Source organism: Limihaloglobus sulfuriphilus (genome assembly GCF_001999965.1).
In the GTDB taxonomy this organism is placed as follows: Bacteria; Planctomycetota; Phycisphaerae; order Sedimentisphaerales; family Sedimentisphaeraceae; genus Limihaloglobus; species Limihaloglobus sulfuriphilus.
The window spans coordinates 173,749-195,727 of record NZ_CP019646.1 but is presented as its reverse complement, the minus strand read 5'-3'; the positions used below and the strand labels follow the sequence as shown (position 1 = coordinate 195,727).

General features: G+C 47.4%; 12 protein-coding genes. All 12 read right to left on the bottom strand.

Annotated features, from left to right (window positions below):
• Nucleotides 1-21: 21 nt before the first annotated feature.
• Entirely contained in the window at nt 22-1,104 is a 1,083-nt protein-coding gene (locus SMSP2_RS00705) for an RluA family pseudouridine synthase (protein WP_222566378.1), read from the bottom strand.
• A 152-nt stretch (nt 1,105-1,256) separates the two neighbouring features.
• Nucleotides 1,257-1,997, bottom strand: coding sequence for a hypothetical protein (locus tag SMSP2_RS00700; protein WP_146682112.1), 741 nt, complete (start codon nt 1,995-1,997; stop codon nt 1,257-1,259).
• A 281-nt stretch (nt 1,998-2,278) separates the two neighbouring features.
• On the bottom strand, nt 2,279-4,465 hold the full coding sequence (locus SMSP2_RS00695) for a sodium:solute symporter family protein (protein ID WP_146682111.1): 2,187 nt from the start codon (nt 4,463-4,465) through the stop codon (nt 2,279-2,281).
• A 28-nt stretch (nt 4,466-4,493) separates the two neighbouring features.
• Entirely contained in the window at nt 4,494-5,462 is a 969-nt protein-coding gene (locus tag SMSP2_RS00690; protein WP_146682110.1) for a uroporphyrinogen decarboxylase family protein, read from the bottom strand.
• Nucleotides 5,459-7,249 carry a glycoside hydrolase family 3 protein gene (locus SMSP2_RS00685; protein ID WP_146682109.1) on the bottom strand — a complete coding sequence of 597 codons (1,791 nt, stop codon included), beginning with the start codon at nt 7,247-7,249 and terminating at the stop codon, nt 5,459-5,461. The genes SMSP2_RS00690 and SMSP2_RS00685 overlap by 4 nt, the downstream gene beginning before the upstream one ends.
• 13 nt (nt 7,250-7,262) lie before the next feature.
• Nucleotides 7,263-10,085 (bottom strand): glycoside hydrolase family 2 protein, encoded by a 2,823-nt coding sequence (locus SMSP2_RS00680; RefSeq protein WP_146682108.1) that lies wholly within the window; start codon nt 10,083-10,085, stop codon nt 7,263-7,265.
• Nucleotides 10,086-10,188: 103 nt separating this feature from the next.
• On the bottom strand, nt 10,189-13,782 hold the full coding sequence (locus tag SMSP2_RS00675) for a glycoside hydrolase family 2 TIM barrel-domain containing protein (protein ID WP_146682107.1): 3,594 nt from the start codon (nt 13,780-13,782) through the stop codon (nt 10,189-10,191).
• A gap of 63 nt (nt 13,783-13,845) precedes the next feature.
• Nucleotides 13,846-15,543, bottom strand: coding sequence for a hypothetical protein (locus SMSP2_RS00670; protein ID WP_146682106.1), 1,698 nt, complete (start codon nt 15,541-15,543; stop codon nt 13,846-13,848).
• Nucleotides 15,544-15,590: 47 nt separating this feature from the next.
• Nucleotides 15,591-16,424 carry a DUF1559 family PulG-like putative transporter gene (locus SMSP2_RS14750; RefSeq protein WP_186804775.1) on the bottom strand — a complete coding sequence of 278 codons (834 nt, stop codon included), beginning with the start codon at nt 16,422-16,424 and terminating at the stop codon, nt 15,591-15,593.
• Between the two features lie 72 nt (nt 16,425-16,496).
• Entirely contained in the window at nt 16,497-19,778 is a 3,282-nt protein-coding gene (locus tag SMSP2_RS00660; protein WP_146682105.1) for an Ig-like domain-containing domain, read from the bottom strand.
• 144 nt (nt 19,779-19,922) lie between these two features.
• Nucleotides 19,923-20,762: a hypothetical protein gene (locus SMSP2_RS00655; RefSeq protein WP_146682104.1), complete on the bottom strand. Its 840-nt coding sequence runs from the start codon at nt 20,760-20,762 to the stop codon at nt 19,923-19,925.
• A gap of 105 nt (nt 20,763-20,867) precedes the next feature.
• Complete coding sequence (locus tag SMSP2_RS00650) at nt 20,868-21,929, bottom strand: LacI family DNA-binding transcriptional regulator (RefSeq protein ID WP_146682103.1); 1,062 nt, start codon at nt 21,927-21,929, stop codon at nt 20,868-20,870.
• Nucleotides 21,930-21,979: the final 50 nt, after the last annotated feature.

The following is a 21,979-nucleotide window of genomic DNA, read 5'->3' as shown; positions in this document are numbered from 1 at the left end:
AATGCTTAACCTTAAATATTATTAAAATTTCTTTTTAACGGCGGCGGTTTTCATTAGAGGCCTGTGCTCTCTGAGCAGCTCAAGTGTTTTGAGCATGTCTTCGGGGATAGGCGCTTCAAGCTGCATACGCTTGCCGGTCTTTGGATGGTTTATGCAAAGCCGCCAGGCATGAAGTGCACACCGAGGCATTACAGGCTCCTGCGCTGCCGCTTCTTCATCACATATCTGCCAGTTGTAAAGGGGTTTACCGCCATAGGCGCTATCGCCGACGATCGGGTGCTTGATGTGAGACATATGAACACGTATCTGATGCGTCCTGCCGGTTAGAATTTTGATCTCCAGCAGAGCAAAGCCCCTGAAACGCTCAACAACATGGTAAATGGTTATCGCTTCCTTGCCAATATCGGGACGTACGGCGATCTTTTCTCTAACGCTGGGATGAATACCAAGCCGGTTGCGGATCCTGTCGGCATCAAGCTCCGGATTGCCGTGCACAATGGCAAGATATGTCTTTTCCGTTGTGCGTTCCTGGAACTGTTCGGCGAGTTTGTACTGTGCGATGTCATTTTTTGCCACTACAACAACGCCGGTAGTGTTCCTGTCAAGGCGGTGTACTATTCCCGGGCGATAGTGATACGTGCCTTTTGAGAGGCTGTCGGCATAGTGAACCAGGGCGTTGACCAGTGTTCCGGTCTTAAAACCGCGGGCAGGGTGTATGATCAGGTCCGCCTGCTTATTTACCACGATCATATCATCATCTTCGTAGATAATATCCAGAGGTATGTCCTCGGGGGTGATTTCCTTAAGCTGAGGCTCCGGGAGTGTAATCCTTACTATATCGCCGGGATTTATCTGGTGTGATGGTTTTACTTCGTTATCGTTGACGATAATTGAGCCGTTTTTGACCATCTTCTGGATCAGATTTCTGGAAAACCTTACCAGACGGCCGTTTACATATTTATCAAGGCGTCTGTGGCGGATATTTGTACCTACGCGCAGACGAATTACCTCGCCGCCCTGAAAATCTTCGAGCAGTTCAGATAATTCTGTTGAATTTGCGAAACGTCCGTCGTCTGACATTATTATTGAGGTTTCATACGCCATGTTTAATTCTGAAACTAAAGATAAAAATGAATTTTAAGCCCATAAGAACATCAAATGAACTTAAGCTCACTATTTATATCTTTATTCGCCGATGAATGTTCGCGAACACTCTTTGGGAACATCTACGGGTTATCAGCCTAAACAAGTAACTATTACTCTGTCTGAGCAGCTTCGCCGGCAGATTCCTCTTCGGTCTGCGGCTCGGGTGCCGGCTCAACAAAAGTAAAACTTTTTTTGTAATCATCAATGAACATCAGACGGTTTTTGGCCTGTGAAGGAATGCCTGTTGCCGCATAATCCTCATTTGCGATTATCGCCTCATAACCCTTTATTGCTTCGTCATAATTCCGCAGATCCTCTTCACAAAGTGCTATGCCAAATTCCGCCATAGCCGCGGCAAGCGGGAATTTATTGGCCTTTTTAAGGGCAATTTTGTATTTTTCCTGTGCTTTTGTGACGGTCTCTTTAATCTCATTGTCCGGTATAACACTTTTGCTGTAATAAAGTTGAGCGCGGATAGCATCTCCGGCCTCTATGAGGGCAACGGCTTCGTGCTCGGCGGTTTCGGCATTTTTCGCGGCAGCCTGGATAGAATCTGCAGAATTAACGATCGCACTCAGGTCTCCCTCGCCGCTCTGGAGATTGGCCTTGGCAGTCTCTACGCTCCTGTAATAGGATGTAAGCTCTGCCTGTTTCTGCACGTTACGAACATAGCTATCGCCGCCAAGCCTGGCAACCCACATGATAATAGCCACAATGATAATTATTACGCAGCATGTCGTCCAAAGATTTTCCTTCATAAGTGTCGGTAAATGCTTGGCCTTATCGGGCAGTTCGGAAACGATGCGTGCAAGCTCGTTCTGTTTTAATTCGTGTCTGTGTTCGCTGTCCATTTAACTTCCTGTTATTTTAAACTTAATAATACTACTGATTTTAATAAGCGATGTATTATATGAAGATTTCAACTCTATGCAATAATTCTTTTTTTTGAGTTTTTTGTGAATGTGCGGTTTTTTCGATTTGATTATTTGCGGCACAGGCTCTGCATATTGACTGTAAGCCGCAAGCGATAAACATATAACCGCCGCGTATGACAGAAACAGAACCTGCAACATAAGCTTTTTGTTTAAAAAGACATGCGTAAAAACTACACAAAAATGCGTTTACCTTTATTTTAGCCGCCAAGCGATACCAAAAACAGGAACAGGTAGATAATTCCCACCGCGACCAGTACAGATATGCTAAAGCCTATAATTGAAACCCTGTCCCATTTGCAAAATTCCCAGTCACTTTGCGGCAGCATTTTCTTGTAATTAAACCTGCCGGGGCTCTGAAGCGATAGTTCCATTTCACGGACATCTGCTTCTCTGTCGGCCATAGCCGGAGTTTTCATCTTAACATAAAACCTGTCAAGCATGTTCTTATCGTCTTTGCGTGTAAATAAAGACGCCAGCAACAGAACACCAAAGGGGACTATAACCCGCAGCAGCACCCTCAGGGTTTCGTTAAACGCATAAGGCTTATCAGATAAATTTAACCCTGCCTTGTCCAGAACGACCAGCCCGGCATTAAGCATACCGTAGCCCTTTGGGATGCCGTATTTATCTTCTTTGATACCCTGTGTCCAGAATATAGATTTCTGGGGAAGTTTATAAATTTTAGAAAATTTCTCGCCGGCTGCCAGCGGCTCAGGCTGAGGTGTTGCCAATTTTTGGGTTTCATCAAGCAGCTGCCAGTCACTGATTTCCTTGTTTCTTGCCTCAACGTCCATCTTGTGAGCAGTGTAGTACCTTTCCAGGGGAGCGGGATTTGTAGTGGTCAGCAGGTAAACATTGGTTCTCAGCGAAGGCATGATTGCAGGCAGGAACACCGGAATCACAAAAAACGTTATTCCGGTAACAATGATAGATGCCCAGGCTGCCCTTCTGTTGGCCTTTCGCCAGAGCATCCCCATCCAGAAACACGCCGCGAAAACAGCGGTTACTTCCCAGGTAAGTTTCAACTGAGCGAAAATACTTTCAAAGAACATCGCAATCCAGCAGCCGCCTATCACCACAATCGCTCCGAGCACCCTGCCGGCTATAACATACATTTTCTCGCTGTGGTCAGGCAGAATCAATCTATAAACATTGTGTGTCAACAGTGAAGAACTTGTAATCATTAGACAATCAGCGGTACTCATAAGCGCAGACATCAGACATGCTATCATCAGCCCGACAAGCCCCATCTTCAATGGCCCCAGAAGATCCAGCACAGCATAGCCGTACACCAGATCGGGGTCACTTACGGAGCTTCCGTAAAGCAGTGCCGCGGAGAGGGCAAACACCCCCCAGAGTATCGTGCAGAGACGTTTCATATATATACCTACGGTAAAACCCAGACGGGCTGTATATTCGTCCTTGGCAGAGCCGGTAGTAACAAGCTGGTTTGCCTGGACACCGAGATTTATGGTAACCATCAATGTCAATCCGGCCACATAGTACCATGTAAAGTCAATGGTCTTGGGAGAGCCGAAAATCTCAAAATAGGATTCGGGCAAATGCTGATGTATTGTAGTCAACGCACCCATTACACCCTCTCCGCCGTAGATGGAATTTATCTTCGCCCAGCCAAAAGGTATCAATGCTATTGAGAGAATAATTATAAAGACACCCTGTATGGTGTCCGTTAAAAAAGCGGCTTCCAGACCCCCTGCCACGGCATATATCAGCACTACAAGACAGACAATTATAATCAGTGTCTTCTTGTTTACGTGTGAAAAAACATTTCTTGGATTCTCGAGCCGCAGCTTGTCGAGCCTGGTTTGCTGTTCAGGTGTCAAACTTCGGTAATCAGCCTGGCTGAGCCTGTCGAGCTCCAAAGACCTCTCGTACTCCTGAACCTCGACAACCGATAACTCATCAAGGGTTTTTGGCGTAAGCGCCATGATGGTTTTACTCATAGCGTTTACTCCAAGCGAAATCATTATCATAAACCCTACAGAGCTGACGATTGCATATACAGCACCCATTGTTTTTGAACCGTATCGGTCTTCAAAGAAGTCGCCCATCGTCAAGAGCCGCAGCCTTCTGTACCACGGGGCAATCATCCACAGAACCGGAGTGCCGAACACATAGTTGAGCGTACTCCATATCCCCGAAGCGCCGTTTGCCATAGTAGTAGTTGTAGCACTTATAGCGGTTGAAGCTGATGTCGCCTGGCCGAACGCGGCGAATATCTGGATGAACTTTCCAAACCGTCTGCCGCCCAGAAAATAATCTTCCTGGTTCTGTATCCTCCGCATCGCCCAGAAGCCAATCGCTATGGTTACAGAAAAATAGGCTAAAATAACAATAATGTCAATCAGAGAGAGTCCAAACATTTAAATACCTTTATAAAAAAACATAAAACTAACAACCGGATTTAATAAATTGATCGGCGGCTATTTCCTGCCATCTTGAATCCAGGCCTATTGACGCTTCATCTTCATAGAAACCGGCGATAAAACCGCCTCGTCCTCTAAAGAGTTTTTTGACCATTTCAGCCGCATCGGCTCTGATAAGCTCTTCTTTTTTACTCTGGAGCGTATCCTGAATATCCACCGGAGACCAGATTGTAACCCTGCGTGTGTCCTGATATTCAGCCAGCCTGTCAAAACCATGCAGACGAGGCTGGTCAAACTGGAAAACATCTATTCCTGCCGCGGCAAGCTCATCAACAATCGCGCCTATCTGTCCGCATGAATGCATTATAATTTTGATACCTTTATTATGGGCAGTCTTGCAATGCCGCTGAAATCGCGGCAGAAACTCGGCCCGCCACATTTGGGGCGAAATTAGAAGATGCTGCTGCGTACCCCAATCCTCCCAGAACATAACGGCATCAACCCCCGCATCGGCGTAATTTATTATCATAGATTCAATCAGCTCATCTATCCTGTCATGCAGGGCGTGGATTAGATCAGGCTCTGTAACAAGGTCCATAAGATACTGATCCATCCTCCGCATCTTGCGGGCAACACTGAAAGTCAGACCTCCAAGTTTGCCGACCAGATAAAAATCCTCGTATGCAGTGCGGTCAGTTTTCACATTCTTATAGTCATCGGAATTTGAATAATCGGGAAGTTCAAGCGATTCTATTTCCTTTAAATCACTGATGCAGCCCTTTACAACCTCGCCCTTGCTTGTACTGTCGATTCTGCCCCACAGATTGCCCCATTCATCGTATTTGCGCCAAACGCCGTCTTTACGCCGCCATTGTGTGTCAAGTGTCTTTACTTTATGGCGTGTGAAAACTATATCCGAAGGTGCAAACGAACGGGCAAGCCTTACAGGGTTGTCATAATCAATCGTTTTTGTTACAATTTCCCGTGAGTTCATCTAATAACAGCTTCTTTGTTTACAAGTTCTGATGATGTGACTTCAAAGCCTAATTTCGCGTTCGGCTTGAGTTTGCCGTAAAGAACTTCAGCAACGGCACGCAGCTGTTCCCGGGAGCCGGGGTTGAAACATACAATCCCAACTGGAAAATCAGCCGCCAAACCGAACTCGTATGGAGTATTTGTTACCACAATGACATCTTTGCCCATATCCATAACCTTTCGCACTGCCTCAGTGATCGAAGAAACGCCTTTGTGGTAATAATAATTGGTCATAACAATTGTATCAGCCTCTGAAATTCGCCGGCGTATTCTGTCAAAGTCAGCCTCACCGGGGTAATACGGTATCTCGACACTGAAAACCTTATCGCTGTGCCTGCACATCTCTTCCCAGAGCAGGCCCGGGTGACTGTACATATTAGCCGCGAAAGAGTGTGTAGGGAATATCTGCTCAATCAGAAGAACATTACTGGCTGGATCAAGCGGAATCAGAGACGATTCATCTTTTAGCATGACGGTTTTCTCTGCCGCCTCTGCTGCCGTTTTCTTTACAAATGCATCGTTAAACGGAACATCTGCAACATCAGGGTCAACCTTGCCGCCGTTTTGGGCAAGCCCCATCTGCCATCTCATCTTAAGTACCCGCTCTACAGACTCATCAACCCTCTTTTCTTTTATCCTTCCGTTTCGCACGGCGTTGATCAATGAGTCTATGATTTTGTAACGCAGAGGGCTCTCGTCGCGGCAGAGAATTATATCACAGCCCGCCGCCACAGCCTCTACGACAGCCTCGCTCATCTCGTACTTTTGCAGAATCCCGCCCATCATCATGTTATCTGTAGTGATAATACCCTCAAAACCGAGCTCACCCCTTAGTATATCATTTATAATCGTATCAGAAACACATGCCGGCCTGTCAACCACCCCTAAACAGGGATAGCAGCAATGGGCAAGCATAACCGCGTCAAGACCGGCTTCGATCAGTTTTTTGTAGGGACGAATATGTTCATGATACAAATCTTCCCTGGAAATGCCGACTGTGGGCAAACCCCAATGAGCATCTGAAACGGACTCGCCCCTGCCTGGAAAATGCTTGCCGGTGGTGAAAAGCCCCCCGTCTTTCAACCCCTGCATCAGTGCGCGGCCATACAGGATAACTTCATCGGTCAGGGCACTGAAAGACCTGGCTCCTATCTCGGGATTAAGAGGGTTTGTATTCACGTCAAGCACAGGCGAGTGGATCATATTTGCGCCGATAGCCCTGGCCTGTCTGGCTATACACAATCCGCTGCGGTATGCCAGGTCAGTATCGCCGGCGCCGGGGTATCCCATAGCCGCGGGAAAGAGTCTCTGCGAGGACAAAAGATCATCACAGGCGTTGCCCTCCTGATCGATAACGAGATGGATACCGACTCCAAGGGGCCGCTCGAGGGCGAAGTCTCTGAGACGGTTGAGGCTCTGGGCGTACTCACGTGCAGTACATGATGTAGGCGAATCGATATAAGCGTAATCGCGGTTCAGCCCGCGGGGGTATTGCAGGGATCGCCTGGTATTCTCATCGGGTTCTGTGCCGGGCTTGATATCGTTAGCCACGGTCATCATGCGAAATTTCTGACTTATCCGCAGACCGCCTATATGATATTTCCGTATCAGCTCGGCAATATCGGGAGTTATGACCGGCCCGCAGAAGCCGAACACCAGCATCTGCCCTATTTTTTGTTCAATAGTCATTCTGCCGAGCAGCTGATCCACCCATTTCGTGCAGTCAATTGACATCTTTCGCCTCATAAGAATATTCGTGTTATTTCAAAAAAACAAGACTTTCAAAGACCAGCTCTTCAACGAGTTTCTTTTCCTTGTTCTGTCCTTTGGTATCGACAGAGATCCTTATTGTAAACTTTACGGCACCATTATCAAGCCGTTTAAAACTTAACGGGCCGAAAGGCTTTTTCTCGCCGGGGGAGACTGTATAGGTTTGTATCTCTGAGCCGCTTGCCTTAACGGCAAACTTTAAAGGCCTATCGGTTGGATTGAATGCGGCTATGCTTGCCGACTCAGCGCCTTTTGGGGGTCTAACCCAGAAGAAACCGTCTGCGTGAGAGGCTTTCTCGTCAACATGGCCTAAATATCCAAGCGAACGTGTGATTTTCATCTCACCGGTCACCCTTCTTCCGTCGGGCCGGCCCGCTCCCCAGCTGGAGCCTGAGACATCTCCATAGCTTACCCGTCCGTAGTTGTGTGAATTTAAAATGAAACCCTGTTTCAAGGGAGAAGCGAAGAGCCCTCTTTCAGAATCGAAGTCGGCAAACTTTATTTCCCAGCCGCTCTGCTCGCCAAAAAGGTGGTCGGAATTGATAAGCATTGATACCAGGTTTGTACGCAGCCTGTCCGCAACGGGGTCTGTGCCCGCTCTCTTCATACATTCTATCTGAGAAAAGATAACACTGCCCTTTCCTGCGAAATATTCAACTACAGCCGCTTTGGCCAGTTGTGAATCACAGTTTGCCGCAACCTCGGTACTCTCAAGAGCTTCCCGGGTAAGCTCGAAACCGGTACTTACAGCATAACTGTCCACGGAGTCGCCGCCAGCATCGTTGAAGGCAAACAGGTCTCTGTGTCTAAGCCCGCTTAGAAGATGATGATCCGGGCCGCGGTCGATATTCACAAAGAGCTCATTGGCTTGTTTGAGACCGAACCCCTCGGGCAGTATATCCTTACCGGCCGAGTACTCCTGTTCCATAACAAGGGCATGTCCGCCGGCCTCAATGTATTTCCAGAAGGCCTCCGTAGAAAAATTATTTTGAGCATCAAACACGCCCGCGGCTATTACAAGTTTATCCTCAGGGCTTAGAGAATCAACCGCCGCAACTTTAACAGCTTCAAAGCCGTTTTTAACAAGTGCTTTTAGAGTTTCGCCGGAATTGTCATAGACAAATATTTTTTCTTTTATATCCGTATCGGCAAAATCCCTGCCGGCGACATATATTTCAAGAGTATTTCCAGTGCAGTCAGCCTTTGGATGTATCAGCTCGGCTTTGACATACGCGGTACCTGCGCCTATGCCTTCGGGGATATCCAGACTGACCACGGACTTGAACGTGTCATAGTAATCAACCCGGGGCAAGTCAACAAGTACAGTGCTTCTAACGGCACCATCCTGAACCAGGCTCAGCCTCGCCTTCGCATTTACAAGCGAGCCGAGAGAATAATCATCGTTTACCACGTGAAGCATACATGAAAATTGATCCGTTTGATAAAGATTTCTATTCCATGTCTGCATCGAGAGCAGAACCGGACTGTACGACATCTTGAGCGACTCAATTGCGGGTTTTGCCCTGGCGGTCTTATTCTCAATATCCCAGAACCAATAGGTGGAAAACGGGAAAGTGCCGCAGATCCGGCTTTGCGAGCCTCTGACGCATCGCATTGCCTCGACCATCTCCTTTGTGATTAAGGCCTGGTACCACATTGAATCATCCGCAAACCTCGGGCTCGTACCTACAAGCCTGAGTGCATTGGCGTGATGCTTGTTGATAGCCATCTGGAAACTGCCGTCGCGGTTATTGGTATAGGTGCCGATCATCTCTGTGAAGGTAATCGGCTTGCCGCTGTCTTTGCCATAGCGGTAATCCACCTTGGAACTGCTGGTTTTGTACCTTGAAAAAGAGCTCATATCACCGTAATACCAGCCCAGATAATCATGTACATCTTCGATGTCACCGGCCATGCCGCGGCCGAAACCGGCATTCCCGATGATTAGACGGGTAGGATCAACGGCTTTGGCAACTTCGTAATTCTGCCTTGTGCCGGGCAGAAACGCATCGTTTTTGTCCCACTGAAGCTCATTCGAGAGGGTGTAAATCACCGGCGAGGTGTAGTTCCGTACCGTTTTTATAACCGGCACAAATATTGACCTGTTGTGCTCAATTACGCTTTCACCCTCCGCGCCTTCGCCGCGGTAACTGCCGTTTACCATCATAACGCCCATCTTGTCGGCATAATCGAACCAGATTAAATCCTTATCAACAGGCCCGCATACACGGATCATGTTAACGTTTGCATCCTTGATTGTTTCAAAGAAATCACGGACAAAATTTTTATCGCGCCATATTTCAGGCCTGATATTGCTTTCCGCATCATGCACACGCCCTGGGGGTATCCTGGAAAGTGCCCGCAGAAAATACGGCCGGCCGTTTAGATAGAAATGCGAGCCGCGTATCTCAAACGTCCTGAAACCAATATTGTTTTCAAAGACCTCCGCGTCCTGCCCGTCTGGTTCTATAACCGTTACAACCCTGTAAAGATATGGATCTTCAGGGCTCCAGAGATTTAGTCCGGATGGGTTTTCGCTGAAGAGGACTTTTTCTTCGCTGCCGGCCGCGACTGAAACCGAAACCGGACCAATCTTATAGACACTTTCGCCGTCAGCGTCAGTTAAATGCTGTGAATATCTGCAAACAAAATCATCTTTTGAGCTGTTGCTTATTGTGAATTCCGTTGTAATTGACTCGGCGGTCGTATGAATGAACGGTGTTTCTTTCAACAGGGGCTGCTCTGCATAAGATATGCAGACATAACAACAGAGAAGAATGATCAAGATGTTGAATGAACTTTTTATTTTCATGTAATTTCACCTTAAAAAAATACAGATTTTCCGCGTCAGTTTCGGAATATAACAACAAAGCGAAGGCGGGCAGAAACATTACATTTGCCCGCCGGGGTACAAATCAATAGGGCCATATATCAGCCAGACTTTTATTCCAGTTTTCGGCAAGCTCAAAGAAATCAGAATAATCCACAATGCCGTCAGTATTGAGGTCTGCGGGCAGCGGATCAGCGAGCTTGAGACTGTAGAACACAAGCCCTTTATCTGACTCTATCTCCAGTTTGACATCAGTTCCTGAGGGGATATCCGAAATGTCAAACGTTTCGACAACCCTCTGGCCGGCAGGCACGGTAACTGTGCTCTGCTGCTGAGAATTAACCGTCAGAGTGTAGCTTAGCGACTGAGATTGAGGATTAGCCGCATCGAAAACGATCTCTTCTATATCGTAGATCGATTTGAAATACAGCGGACAGGTCCAGCTTGTCAGGCTGTCGGCATCCTCAAGATAGCCAACGCTGTTGGACAAGACCTGCATTCCCCGCATTCTTCTGCCCTGGGGCCTGTAGTAGTAATCACCGCTGTCCTCAACGATCATACCCTGAATCAGAGGAGCAAAGAAGATGCCTTTTTCTGTCTGGAAATCGGCAAATTCCACCTCTGCTCCGATGGCAGCATACTGGCTGTGATAAGAGGTATCATCAAGCATGTAGCTGACCAGATTGGCCAGATACTTACCGGCAACCGGATTAGAATCACTCCTGCTTACAGAATAAACACTGTTGAGCAAGCAGCTTCCGCCCGAGCTTCCGTAAGGATATATTTCTACAAGAACTGATTTGAAAAGGCTCTGTCCGGCATTTGCCAGGACTGCGCACTTGTCCAGGTCACTGTACTGAAGATTGAAATAACTCAGGAAAAGCCTGCTGTCAGGAGAATCAGGCGTGCTGATATTGTTCCAGCGCCTGAAGTCCGGCCTGTCCAGACCGTCCATGAGGGACTTTATTTCGGGCCTTTCAATGTTGACAAAATTCTCACCTCCAGCGCCTGTTGTTATTGATGTGCCCAGCCAGCCGTTAAGATTATTGCGGGTATCAACAGTGTTCTGCTCTAACACCAGTACCCTGCCGCCGGCGTTTATATAGGCGAATATCTCGGCTTCACTGCCCGCCGCGGTGCTGTCGAGGCTTGTCTTGCCGATCACCACAAGGTCGTATCCCGATATGTTTGTAAAGTTTGAAATTGGGGTTGTGCTGAATCCAAGAGAGCTAAGCACTGCGACAGTATCTCCGGAGACATCATAGACCGCAATCGAATCGTTAACATTCTCTACATCCGCCCAGTTTTGATTCGCTATAAATACATTTTTGAGACTCTCGCAGAGGTCATTCTGACCGTCGCTTAGCCTTGCGTAGATAAAATAATCACCTGTTACCAGGTTATCAGTTGCAATGTCAACTGCCTGAATAACTGTAGAATAATAAGGTATATCCGCAATATCATAAGAACCCGACCACATACTCTGGCCGGCTCTATCAAGCAGATCCACCGTCAAAGCTGTCGAGCTGAGGATATCAACAGACGGATCATCATTCATCACGTGGCAGTTTATATCCAGAATATCGCCGGCAAAGATTTTGGGGTTGAGGTTTTCGATAGAAACATTGACAGGCGAATACACATTTCTGACCACATCGATTACCGGCTTGGGTGATTCGGCTGTTGTCGCATCGCCTGAAGCATAATAATTAGAAGGATTGTAGTAATAACCGTCTGTGAAAACAAATGCTCCGCAGAAAGAACTCTCAAGCCCCCTCTTGCGGCGAAGTATCTCACTGATATCGCCGCAGAGCTCTGCCTGATAGTCCAGTGAATCCTGCGAATAATTATAGCTGTGTCCTATGACACGCAGGACATTTGTGAGGTATTTATCCTCGTCCACACGGAAACCGCCGTTTTCACCCTCTGCCCTGTTGGTATATACGCCCATCGCCTCTGTAACGATTTGAGGATAATCCACATCCGCGTATCTGGGGTAAAAGTTTTCCGCCCAGCCGCCGTACCAGCCCGAATAACTGTGATGACTGAGGAAATCGCTTCCTATCTGCGGAACCGGGTCGCCGCTGCCGTTATAATACTTGCCTGTCCAGGTTATGAACATCGGTCTGGTATCATCAAGGCTCTGGCAATTACTGTAATGACCGGCGACCTGGTTAAATACAACCGGATCGTCGAGATTCCACTCATTGCCTATAACCCACATTACAACGCTTGCATGATTTTTTGAAACTTTCATGCGTGATTCGAAAGAATCGAAACAGCTCTGGGCAAGATCAGGAGAGCTGACGCCGGCGCCGTAATATGAACCGGTAAATACCATGATACCCGCACGGTCAAACTCTTCGAGCCAGCCCGGAGCGGACGGCGGATCAGAAAGCCGAACGAAGTTGACGTTCATTGATTTGAGCCTGGCCACGTGCTGAGCTATGAACGCAGGGTCCTGTGATATGCTCTCAAGCACCCTGCCGGCAGATGTCCACTGGTATCCAAACAAATAGATCGGGCTGCCGTTTAGATAAAATTTATCACCGACTACCTCAAAAGACCTGAATCCGATCACTGTATCCTCGGTAGCAAGAATTGTAGATTGAGTGCTGTCAAGAACTTCTGTTCTGAGAAAATTAAGGTTGGGCTCCTGCGGAGACCACAAAGCAGGATCGGGCGTCAAGTCGTTACTCTCCACAACAACATCCCTGGTCTGATTTGACGAAAAAGTAACTGCCGGGCTTGTGAATGAACACAACTCTCCCCCGCTTCCATCCTCGCCGGCAAATACTGTCTGGCGAACATAGAATGAGGTGCTTTGTGAACCGTCTTGAGTTATGTTTGCGGTTACCTTCAGAGAATCCATTCCGGTTGCTACTGTAACCTCATTGATATTCGCCTCGATCAATGGAAAATCAGGCAATGAATGACTCGTGTTGGCAGATTCTGTGGAAAAATATATGTTATCGATCCTGACAACATGATAAGAAGAGTCATAACTGCCGTCGGTTCTGTTGGCAATTGCCAGCGTATCGAAGGTTACGTTGTCGGTCGAATCAATCACAGTCAACAAAGCAGTTGACATAACGCTGCTGCCCGTGCTGCCGTCTGGGTTTATATTGTAAATCGCCACCTCGGCTCTGCTGTCACCGTCGTAATGGCCGATCACCCTGACCATCGCTCCGTAAGGTATTCCTGGGGAATCGGGGGCGCAGGCAATCGTTTTCTTTGTGCCGTCAGAAGCGTACGCAACTGCATCATGGCGGTTTCCACGCGGCGAGCCATTATAATCTCTGTAGGCAAAAACGTCACCAATCATATTGTGATGGTTATCAGACGTACCGGAGTTAAAAACTCCGAAAAGCCCTCTCTGGAAACCGGAATTAGACGTATCCAATATCTGCCAGTCCATTTCGAACCAGAATTCCTGACTCTTGTCGTAAGCGGCGCCCAGCGGTATGTAATATCTTGCGGTATTGGAACTGTCCCTGTGGATCTTCGCCTGCAGGAAGCCGCCCATATACTCAAAAACTGTAGAACCGGCGCTCTGGTTAGTCCAGCCGCGGGTTTCCGGGTCACTGGAAAAATTCTCTGTTACAGTCTCTGCATAGGAAAAAGATACAGCAAAAACTGCAAGCAGCAACAGGGCTCTGACTTTGATTATTGTATTCATGTTATATCACCTCTGTATATTTCATTACCATTTATGAGTAGTTTCAATCTGTTTGCGGAATATTTAAATTCCAACCCTGAGCCAATCCTGGGCGAGCAGCCGCAGGTCTGTAAAATCGACCACGCAGTCATAAACTCCCGCGCCGGCCGCGCTGCCGACATCTCCGGGCATCGGCTCAGCCAGCTCCTGGCAGAGAGGCGGCTCATTCCATGTAGGCTTTATGCCGTCAAGCAGAAATCCTACATCAGAAAAATGCAGATTATCTACTAAAATGTATTCCGTTCTGTTATAGCTGCTGGATTGGAGGCTGCTGAAAAAGCCGATAACGTCGGCATAGAGGCTTTCGCCGCTTCCGCCCAGGGTCATTGCTCCGCTGCCTACTAAACTTCCGGTGCTTCCGTCGGGGTTTATTTCATATATATCAGCCTGAAGCCTGGTACGTTTATCCCGCTGACAGGCCGCATATCTAAAACGGTAATCAGTGTTTTCAACAAGCCCGCCCTGAATATATTCTGTATCGAGGTCCGTTGGATAATTATTGCCGTAACCGCCGACACCGATTCTGATTCCGTCGCCCATTTCCTGGGCTCCATAGTAAAACCCGCCCGCGATATTCTGGTCCAGATAGACCTGTCCGTATTCCGCGGAGCCTGTACCAATAAAACCTTCGGAGAAATGCCCGATATTTACAAGATGGGCATCAAACTCTACAAACCAGCCGATTCCGTATTCTTCCTCTGCAAAATCGCTGTTATCAATAATGAAGGTTTTTCCTATTTCCTTGTAAAAACTCGCGTATTCACTTGGATCAACAGGCCTTACAAGCTCAACATCCATGTACCCATCACCTGACATACCAATCCAGTTAAACTCATTTAACGAGTTAGCAGTCTGCTCTTCGTTCCAGTCCGAAGGCTCGGCATCAAATCTCTCAAGCAAATCCGTATCTGATGCTTCCAGATTGTACCACGACGGCAGAACCGAACTTTCGGCGGGTCCTTCGTTTGAGATATAAATATTGTCTAAATCATATGTTAAATAACGATAGCCGGATGTTAACGTATTAGAATTGAAAATTCCAAGCTGATCAACCGTCAGCAGAGCCGTAGTCGCCGGATTTGTAAATGTCTGAGTGGATATGCCGCGTTTGAGAAATTTTCCCGTGCTGCCGTCGGCGTTAATCCACGAAACGCTGACATCGTAATAAAGCCTGGGGCCTTGATTCTCCCCATCGTCAACATATACTGTTCCGTATTCGGCCTTGACTCTGTAGGCGTAACCCGCTCTGCCGGAAGTATATGCGGTATATGACCGCTGTATTCCTGCGGCATCATGGATTGAGCCGTAGAACCTGTACATGTCCTCTCCAGCGTCACCATTCCAGTAAAGCCTTACTGTTGAGAGGTTTGTAAAGTTATCATCAGCACTGCTGCCGGCGCCTACATATGACGAGCCGAAATTGTTAAAACCGCCGACAATCTGAACATCAAACTGAACGTAGATTTTGTCTTCATAATTCGAGCCGATACTCAGCTGCTGGGCAAGGGGCATTACAAACCTGCCCACATCCTCATCTCTGACAACATTTACTCTTAAATGCTTACCCGCTCCGTCGCTGATCAAATCAACCGTTGAATCGCCAAAGCCCGAAGCACTCCAGCCGGATATCCCTGTGTCAAACGTTTCAAAAACAGTGTAGCCCGCGCAGAAACCCTGCACAAACAACACTGCTGCCGCGATTAGATATAAATACTTTTTCATGTGGAACATCTCCAGATAACAAAAGACTAAAATGTAAATAACACCGATTACTTTTCAAACGGTTCAAACGTACCCTTATCGAATATTTTCCAGGCATCCGCCCAATCCTTAATCTTTGACTTGTCAAGTGCCTCGGGCAGCCTGCCGACGCCAAGCTCGGCAAGGTATTTGTTACTGTCGGTCAGCATTTGGACATGCCCGTCACAATAGGCGACATTGTAGAATTTCTTTCCATGGACACCGCTGCTTTCGTATGTCCAGCGGTCCGCGAGAAAAGCGTATGTAGCACCATAGGGAAACATTGTCGCTTTTTTCCCAATCTGGGCACTGCCGCGAACAATTGTAACCCCGTCCGGATTGTAACAGCGTGCCAGGTAACTGCCGCGTATGTAACGGTTGTTATTCCCGTTCATACCAGGCGCTCCGTCAAGCAGCTGCATCCTCTCCTGCTCATCTCTCTCCTGGTCGCCGTTAAAATAGGTATCACATTCATATCTGACATCCCCGCGCTGCGACGGGCAGAAATAGACTTCCGGTGTGCTGATATATTTCTGTCCAAAAAGAAGGCCGTGATTTATCCACTTGAGTGTTGAGCCGTACTTGAGCATATAGTTGTGGAAACCGGGAGTAGAGCTGTTGCTGCCGGAAGGGGTAATCGTGTTGAATGGCAGAAAACGGTTTTCGCTGGCATAGGTTACACTTGCCAGCCCAAGCTGCTTTAAATTAGACATACATATAGTGCGTTTGGCAGTCTCGCGGGCCTTGCTTAATGCAGGCATCATAACCGCCATAAGCAGCGCAATAATGGATATTACAACCAGCAGCTCAATCAAGGTGAAACCCTGATTTTGTCTTTTACAAAATTTCTGTACAATTATCATTATACACCTCTAAAAACATGAGATATTAATACACAACAAGTGTGTTTACATATTTTAATTCTTCAAAGAGCATCAAAACTCTGTCATCCAGAGTTTCGCAAGCTCTGCAAAGTCAAAAAAATCGATAAAAAAATTACTGTCAAAATCCCACTGCTGGCCCTCGTCAACGGTGTTGAGCCAGAAACTGCCAAAATCAATCAAATCATCGGTATCAAACAAATATCCGGTTGTAAAAACAGACTCCCGCGTCTGGCCGAGATTAACACCGTCTTCACTCATGACATCGCTGGTCACTATAATCTTATAGGATGTATTTTCCTGTAAGTGCATATCAGGAGTAAAGATAAACGTAGAGTTGCCGCGAATTCCCTGCCACGTCCCCGCTACGGGCTGGGCATCTGCGGCTCTGAGAACTTCTATGCCTCCATTTATCACGCTGGCGGCATCCACTGCCGGCATAAAACTGACAGTAATCGGATCTCTGGGCGATACATAATCGAACACATCGGAAGGCAGTTCTGCCGGATCTGGAATAGAGCTTGTAAAGCCGGCAAGTGACCCGACTTCCGCCTTACCGTCGAGCGGGTTGATATAAACAACCTTTGGCGGCGCGGCGGGCTTCATGTAGGCATCAAAGAAATCGTGCCACATATCGTACATATCAAAGCCCCGTTCCGCGTTATAGCCGTACGGCAGTTCGTGCCCGCGGTCAACCATCCAGAACGCCTGATGATTGACATCAAGCCCCTCATAAGTACCAACCAGAACAGGAAATACCAGCCATTGGTTGTATTCGTCATACTTTCCGCACGCTATCAGAGTCGGCACATTATCGCCCGTTACAAGGCTCGTTCTTCTCGTGCCGTTGCCGGCGGACTGATGGCTGCACGTTATCTGGCTTGAGTAGCCCTGCCACGGCTGAGCTTCCGGAGTGCCCTCCGGAAATCCGCTGAAACTGTAGTATTCCTCGGCATCGGGGGATTCGTGAGCCGGATCGGCAAGACGGGTAAGTGTATAGGTGCCCTTTGAATGGCCTGCGCCGCCGATTCTGGCTGAATCAATATTCCAGTTTTCAGCGTTCATACGGATAAACCGCATCGCGGCGGTTTCGCTCTTGAGTCCGTTCCAATCCTCAAGCGTGTAAGAGCTGAAGTAGCCGTAAGAATCGTTCCTGGCCAGCGGGTTATAGCAATGGTCAATAAGGGCTATCGCATAACCTCTCATAACCAGGCCTCCAAAGTGCGGCCTGTAATTGCTTGTTGTGGACATCTGCTTGCGGTCGGGACTTGTACAGTTCCAGAACATCAGGGGCAGGTCCCGGCTTGCCTGCGAAGGATAAATCACGTCCATCCGCAGCTTGTAATCAATAGGCGAGCCGTCGGGGTTGACCATATCATCAGGGTCTGTTACCGGATCAACACCGAAATTCGGCACAACATAGCTGTTGTACGTACTCATTACACGCTCTTTGGTTCCAAATGAGCCGTGCTTATCAAGCTCAAAATAAACCAGATTTCTTTCTATCCTGCAGCCGGCAGGTATAAAATAACATTCGTATTTACTTGAGGGCAGGAGATTCACATCAAGTAAAAGAGATGCAAAACCGCTGCCGTAAACCGCTTTGAGTATATCATGGAGGTCATTATCAAAGAAGGGTGAAACTGCGTTTACATTATTGTTAAAATCAACTGTTATGACAATGTATTCATCATCTATCATGTCAGAAAGTATCGACTCATCAGGTTCCTGGCCTATACGCGGAAAACCGTGATTCATTACATATACAATAACCGGTTTCTCTGCGCCGCCGGTATTAGTCTGCTTATAATATATATTCATCGGGCAGTCCATATCCAGTTTGTTGGCGTGCCACATCAGAGACTTTCTTTCGAAGACGGTTATCGGCGGCTCGTTATCAGTTGTCACCGTTACAGTCTGCGACCAGGCGGTTTCATTGTAGTTAGCGGAAACATCCCTTGCTTTCACCGCGTAACTGTAGGATGCCGCGTAGTCGAGGCCTTCATCGGTAAACTCATTGCTGATCAGCCAGCCGCTGTCGCGGCCCGGTTCAGTCAGATTGGCAAAATAATACTCAACCGGCCCGTTGCCCTCGGCATCAACAGCAACTGCCGCAGTCATTGTAACATTTTTGTAACCAAAAACCTCCGGCTCACTCACCCAGAGCATCGGATCAGGCTCTGGTGATGAGACATCAGTCTCAACCGGTGTTGTTGCCTGCTCAATGCTTGACCAGCCCGTTTCGTTGCGGTTTGCAGAAAGATCCCGGGCCTTTACACGATAGCTGTAAGTCGTGTTATCATCAAGACCTGAATCTGTCCATTCGGTGCTTTCCTGCCAATCGCTGTTGTGGCTTGGAATATCTATGTTTTCAAAATAGTACATTACACCGTTTTCATCGGATGCCGGCCCGACAGCCATAGTTATCTTAGTCGGGCTGATCGCGGCAGGAACTGAACTCCAGACAAGCGGATCCGGAGACGGCGGCGTAAGGTCGGCACTGTAGGTTCCAAATGCCGGCTCCGGCCTTTCCTGGCCAAGACCGGCAAAATAATCATCGCAGCTCTTTTCGGTGGAGACATACATGTTGTCTAACCATATTGCCTGCCAGTAACTGCTGGAGCTGCCGATTAGATTGCCGATTCCAAAACAGTTGTAAGAAGCCGTCTTGCCGCTGCCGTTGACAAACAGAATATCTGATGCGCTGACAAGTTTGACATCGTCCGACTCTCCAACATCATTTAGATGCCATATTTCAACCTCACCAATTCCGTTTTCGTTTTCATCAATATAATAGTGCAGTTTGATTCTGACGGGAACAAGTTTATCAAACACATAACCTGTTTCAACATAGACATTTGCCCCCGTAGAATCATACGAATTAAATCTTGCGGCCTTAGGCGATACATTTGATTGGGTTTGCTGCCTGAAGACCTTGGCGGCGAGAACATTTGCAGCATTATCTGTCTCACTGGAGAATAAACCAACAAATCCCCGCTCATACTGATAATGTACACGCGTGGACATGTCAAACTCCATCCAGAACTCCTGCTGCATGCTGTAGCTCTGACTCAGGGCATAGCTGAGACGTTCAGTCGTTGGCTCTCTATACAGGTCAGCTCTGAGATATCCGCCTGAAACATACTCATCGCCTTCAGCGTCAACAACAAGATCATCAAGCCAGGTAAAATTGCTGCTGCCCGAACCGGCCCTTGTCCAGCCGTTATTCTGGGGGTCAACATCAAACGAATCAAATAGAGTCTCTGCCCTGCCTGCAGAGGTGAACAAAACAAAAGAGACAAAAACCAAACTCAAAATACAGTGCAAATACTTCATATTAACCCCAAAATATATATAGGTTTTATGCTGCCGTCAGCTCAGAGTCATAATAACCGGTTATTCTGCCGAAACTCATCGCTGAAGCATCGGGCTTTAAGGCCGCAAGATTTATTTATTTTAAGAGTAAAATTAATTCAAATTCTAATTCTTTTTCAGACGCAGTACAGTCAGGCTGCCCAGTCCAAACAACAGAACTGAAACAGGTTCAGGGACTGCAAAAGCCGGATCCACATATTCGGTGTTAGCCCCGTCTGTGCTGAAATAAAGGTTATCAACCCATGATCTCTGGGTGTAAGTTGTGTTAAGTGTGCCGTCGTTGTTTCCAAAACCAAACACATCAAAACTCAGTGTGTTACCGGCATCAAGAATTACAGCAGAATTTGCACCAGTAGCATCAGCAAGCAGAACATCATCGGCGGCACCTGCTTCATTGAGCCGCCAAAGCTGAAATTCGGCTATCCCGTTACTGCTTCCGTCAACATAATAATGGAGCTTGGCGCGGATGGGTTCATTTTTGACAAACACATAGTCTGAGGTATAAATCGTAGATGACCCGCTGGAATCATAGCTCTGTACCCTGTGTGCAAAATTCGAGCTCGAAGACGACGTCTTCTGCCTCCAGAAATTATCTGCTATAACGTTGGTGGAGTTATCAGAAGCACTGTTAAATACGCCAAACAAGCCCCGCTGGTACTGATAGTGGGCCTGAGTCGAACTGTCAAATTCAATCCAGAATTCCTGGCCCTGCGTATATGTCTGACTCAGGGAAGTTGTAAAACGGTCTGTGTTTGGATTGCGCTGCATGAAAACTTCCAGATACCCACCGCCAACATAGCCGGTAGTGAGATCATTTTGGTAGGTAAACGAACTACCGGTTTCATTTTCGTCTTCTGTCCATCCGTTGGCAAGAGGATCCGAGTCAAATGTCTCAAAGATAGTCTCTCCATTTAAAGTTCCGACAACAGTAAACACTGCTAACATTAAACTTACCATTAACAACTTCATAATAAAACCTTTCACTTAAACTAAAATTAAAAATTTATTTGAACCTTCCTTATTGTTTAAAGATCACTACACTCAACAATTTCATATTTCTCTGGTAGTTGATCTGAGAACAACCTTAACAGGCAGAATAACATCATTCCCGTCCCATTCGTCGCCGGCAACCAGCTCCATCAAGAGTTTTGCCGCCCCGCGGCCAATCATTGTCTGCATCGGATAATCACCCGCGGAGGCCACAGTACTTAGGCTTACATAGGGGAAAGAGCTGAAAACATAATCTCCGATTCCCATCAATGATAAATCTTCAGGAATTCTAATACCCAGCTCGCTGCATTCACTTAATATCTCATACGCCAGCCAGTCATGATCGACCAGAACCGCTGTTGACCTGTCTTTCTGGAGCAGCCAGGTCTTCATTATCTCAGAAACCTGGGCCCGCAGATTTCCCGACTTGTACCAGTCCTTGATCCCCCTGCGTTCATTAACACAAATGCAGTTTTCAAGGCCTGCCTCACGCATTGCTTTGTAATATCCCTGTGAATGAAGTTCCGACATCTCAGAACTTACTGAAAAACTGACACTTGCATACATAATCCGCTTGTGGCCAAGATCCTGCAAAGCCTTTGCGGCCAGATAGGTACTGTTAAAATGATCAGACCTTACAACCGGAACATTAAGCTCCGGAATCTGCCTTTCTATCACAACAAGCGGTATCTTGTAACGTAAAGCAGCGTCTTTATAGAGACTTATGTTTTCAGATGCTCCGGAAAACGCGGCTATCAAACCGCACACCCTGTGCCCGATGAGCATTTCAAGTTCACGTTTTTCACGTTGGCCCTCGCCGTTATATACCGACAAAAACGAAGTGTAATCTGGCCCGAATGACATTTTGAATCCGTCCAGGAGAGATTCAGAGCCGAAACTAAGCGAGCCGAGCAAAACCCCGACTGTGGTGGAAGTGCTGCTGATCAGACTGGTAGCCAGGGTATTTGGCCTGTAGCCCATCTTGCGTGCGGTTTCCTGTACGCGGCTGACGGTCTCGGGGGAAAGTCTCTTTTTGCCGGCTTTCTTGTTGCGAATAGCCAGCGAAACCGTTGCGGGGGATAGACCTAACTCATTTGAGATTTGTTTAATTGTTACCGGCATATGCGTACAATCTATAATAACTGTTATTTAAGAATTACCACTACACTTGG

Coding starts and splice junctions, on each gene's coding strand:
- SMSP2_RS00685 (WP_146682109.1), bottom strand. CDS start 7,249: ATGAGGCGAAAGATGTCAATTGACTGCACGAAATGGGTGGATCAGCTG.
- SMSP2_RS00700 (WP_146682112.1), bottom strand. CDS start 1,997: ATGGACAGCGAACACAGACACGAATTAAAACAGAACGAGCTTGCACGC.
- SMSP2_RS00655 (WP_146682104.1), bottom strand. CDS start 20,762: ATGTTAGCAGTGTTTACTGTTGTCGGAACTTTAAATGGAGAGACTATC.
- SMSP2_RS14750 (WP_186804775.1), bottom strand. CDS start 16,424: ATGATAATTGTACAGAAATTTTGTAAAAGACAAAATCAGGGTTTCACC.
- SMSP2_RS00695 (WP_146682111.1), bottom strand. CDS start 4,465: ATGTTTGGACTCTCTCTGATTGACATTATTGTTATTTTAGCCTATTTT.
- SMSP2_RS00690 (WP_146682110.1), bottom strand. CDS start 5,462: ATGAACTCACGGGAAATTGTAACAAAAACGATTGATTATGACAACCCT.
- SMSP2_RS00670 (WP_146682106.1), bottom strand. CDS start 15,543: ATGAAAAAGTATTTATATCTAATCGCGGCAGCAGTGTTGTTTGTGCAG.
- SMSP2_RS00675 (WP_146682107.1), bottom strand. CDS start 13,782: ATGAATACAATAATCAAAGTCAGAGCCCTGTTGCTGCTTGCAGTTTTT.
- SMSP2_RS00705 (WP_222566378.1), bottom strand. CDS start 1,104: ATGGCGTATGAAACCTCAATAATAATGTCAGACGACGGACGTTTCGCA.
- SMSP2_RS00650 (WP_146682103.1), bottom strand. CDS start 21,929: ATGCCGGTAACAATTAAACAAATCTCAAATGAGTTAGGTCTATCCCCC.
- SMSP2_RS00680 (WP_146682108.1), bottom strand. CDS start 10,085: ATGAAAATAAAAAGTTCATTCAACATCTTGATCATTCTTCTCTGTTGT.
- SMSP2_RS00660 (WP_146682105.1), bottom strand. CDS start 19,778: ATGAAGTATTTGCACTGTATTTTGAGTTTGGTTTTTGTCTCTTTTGTT.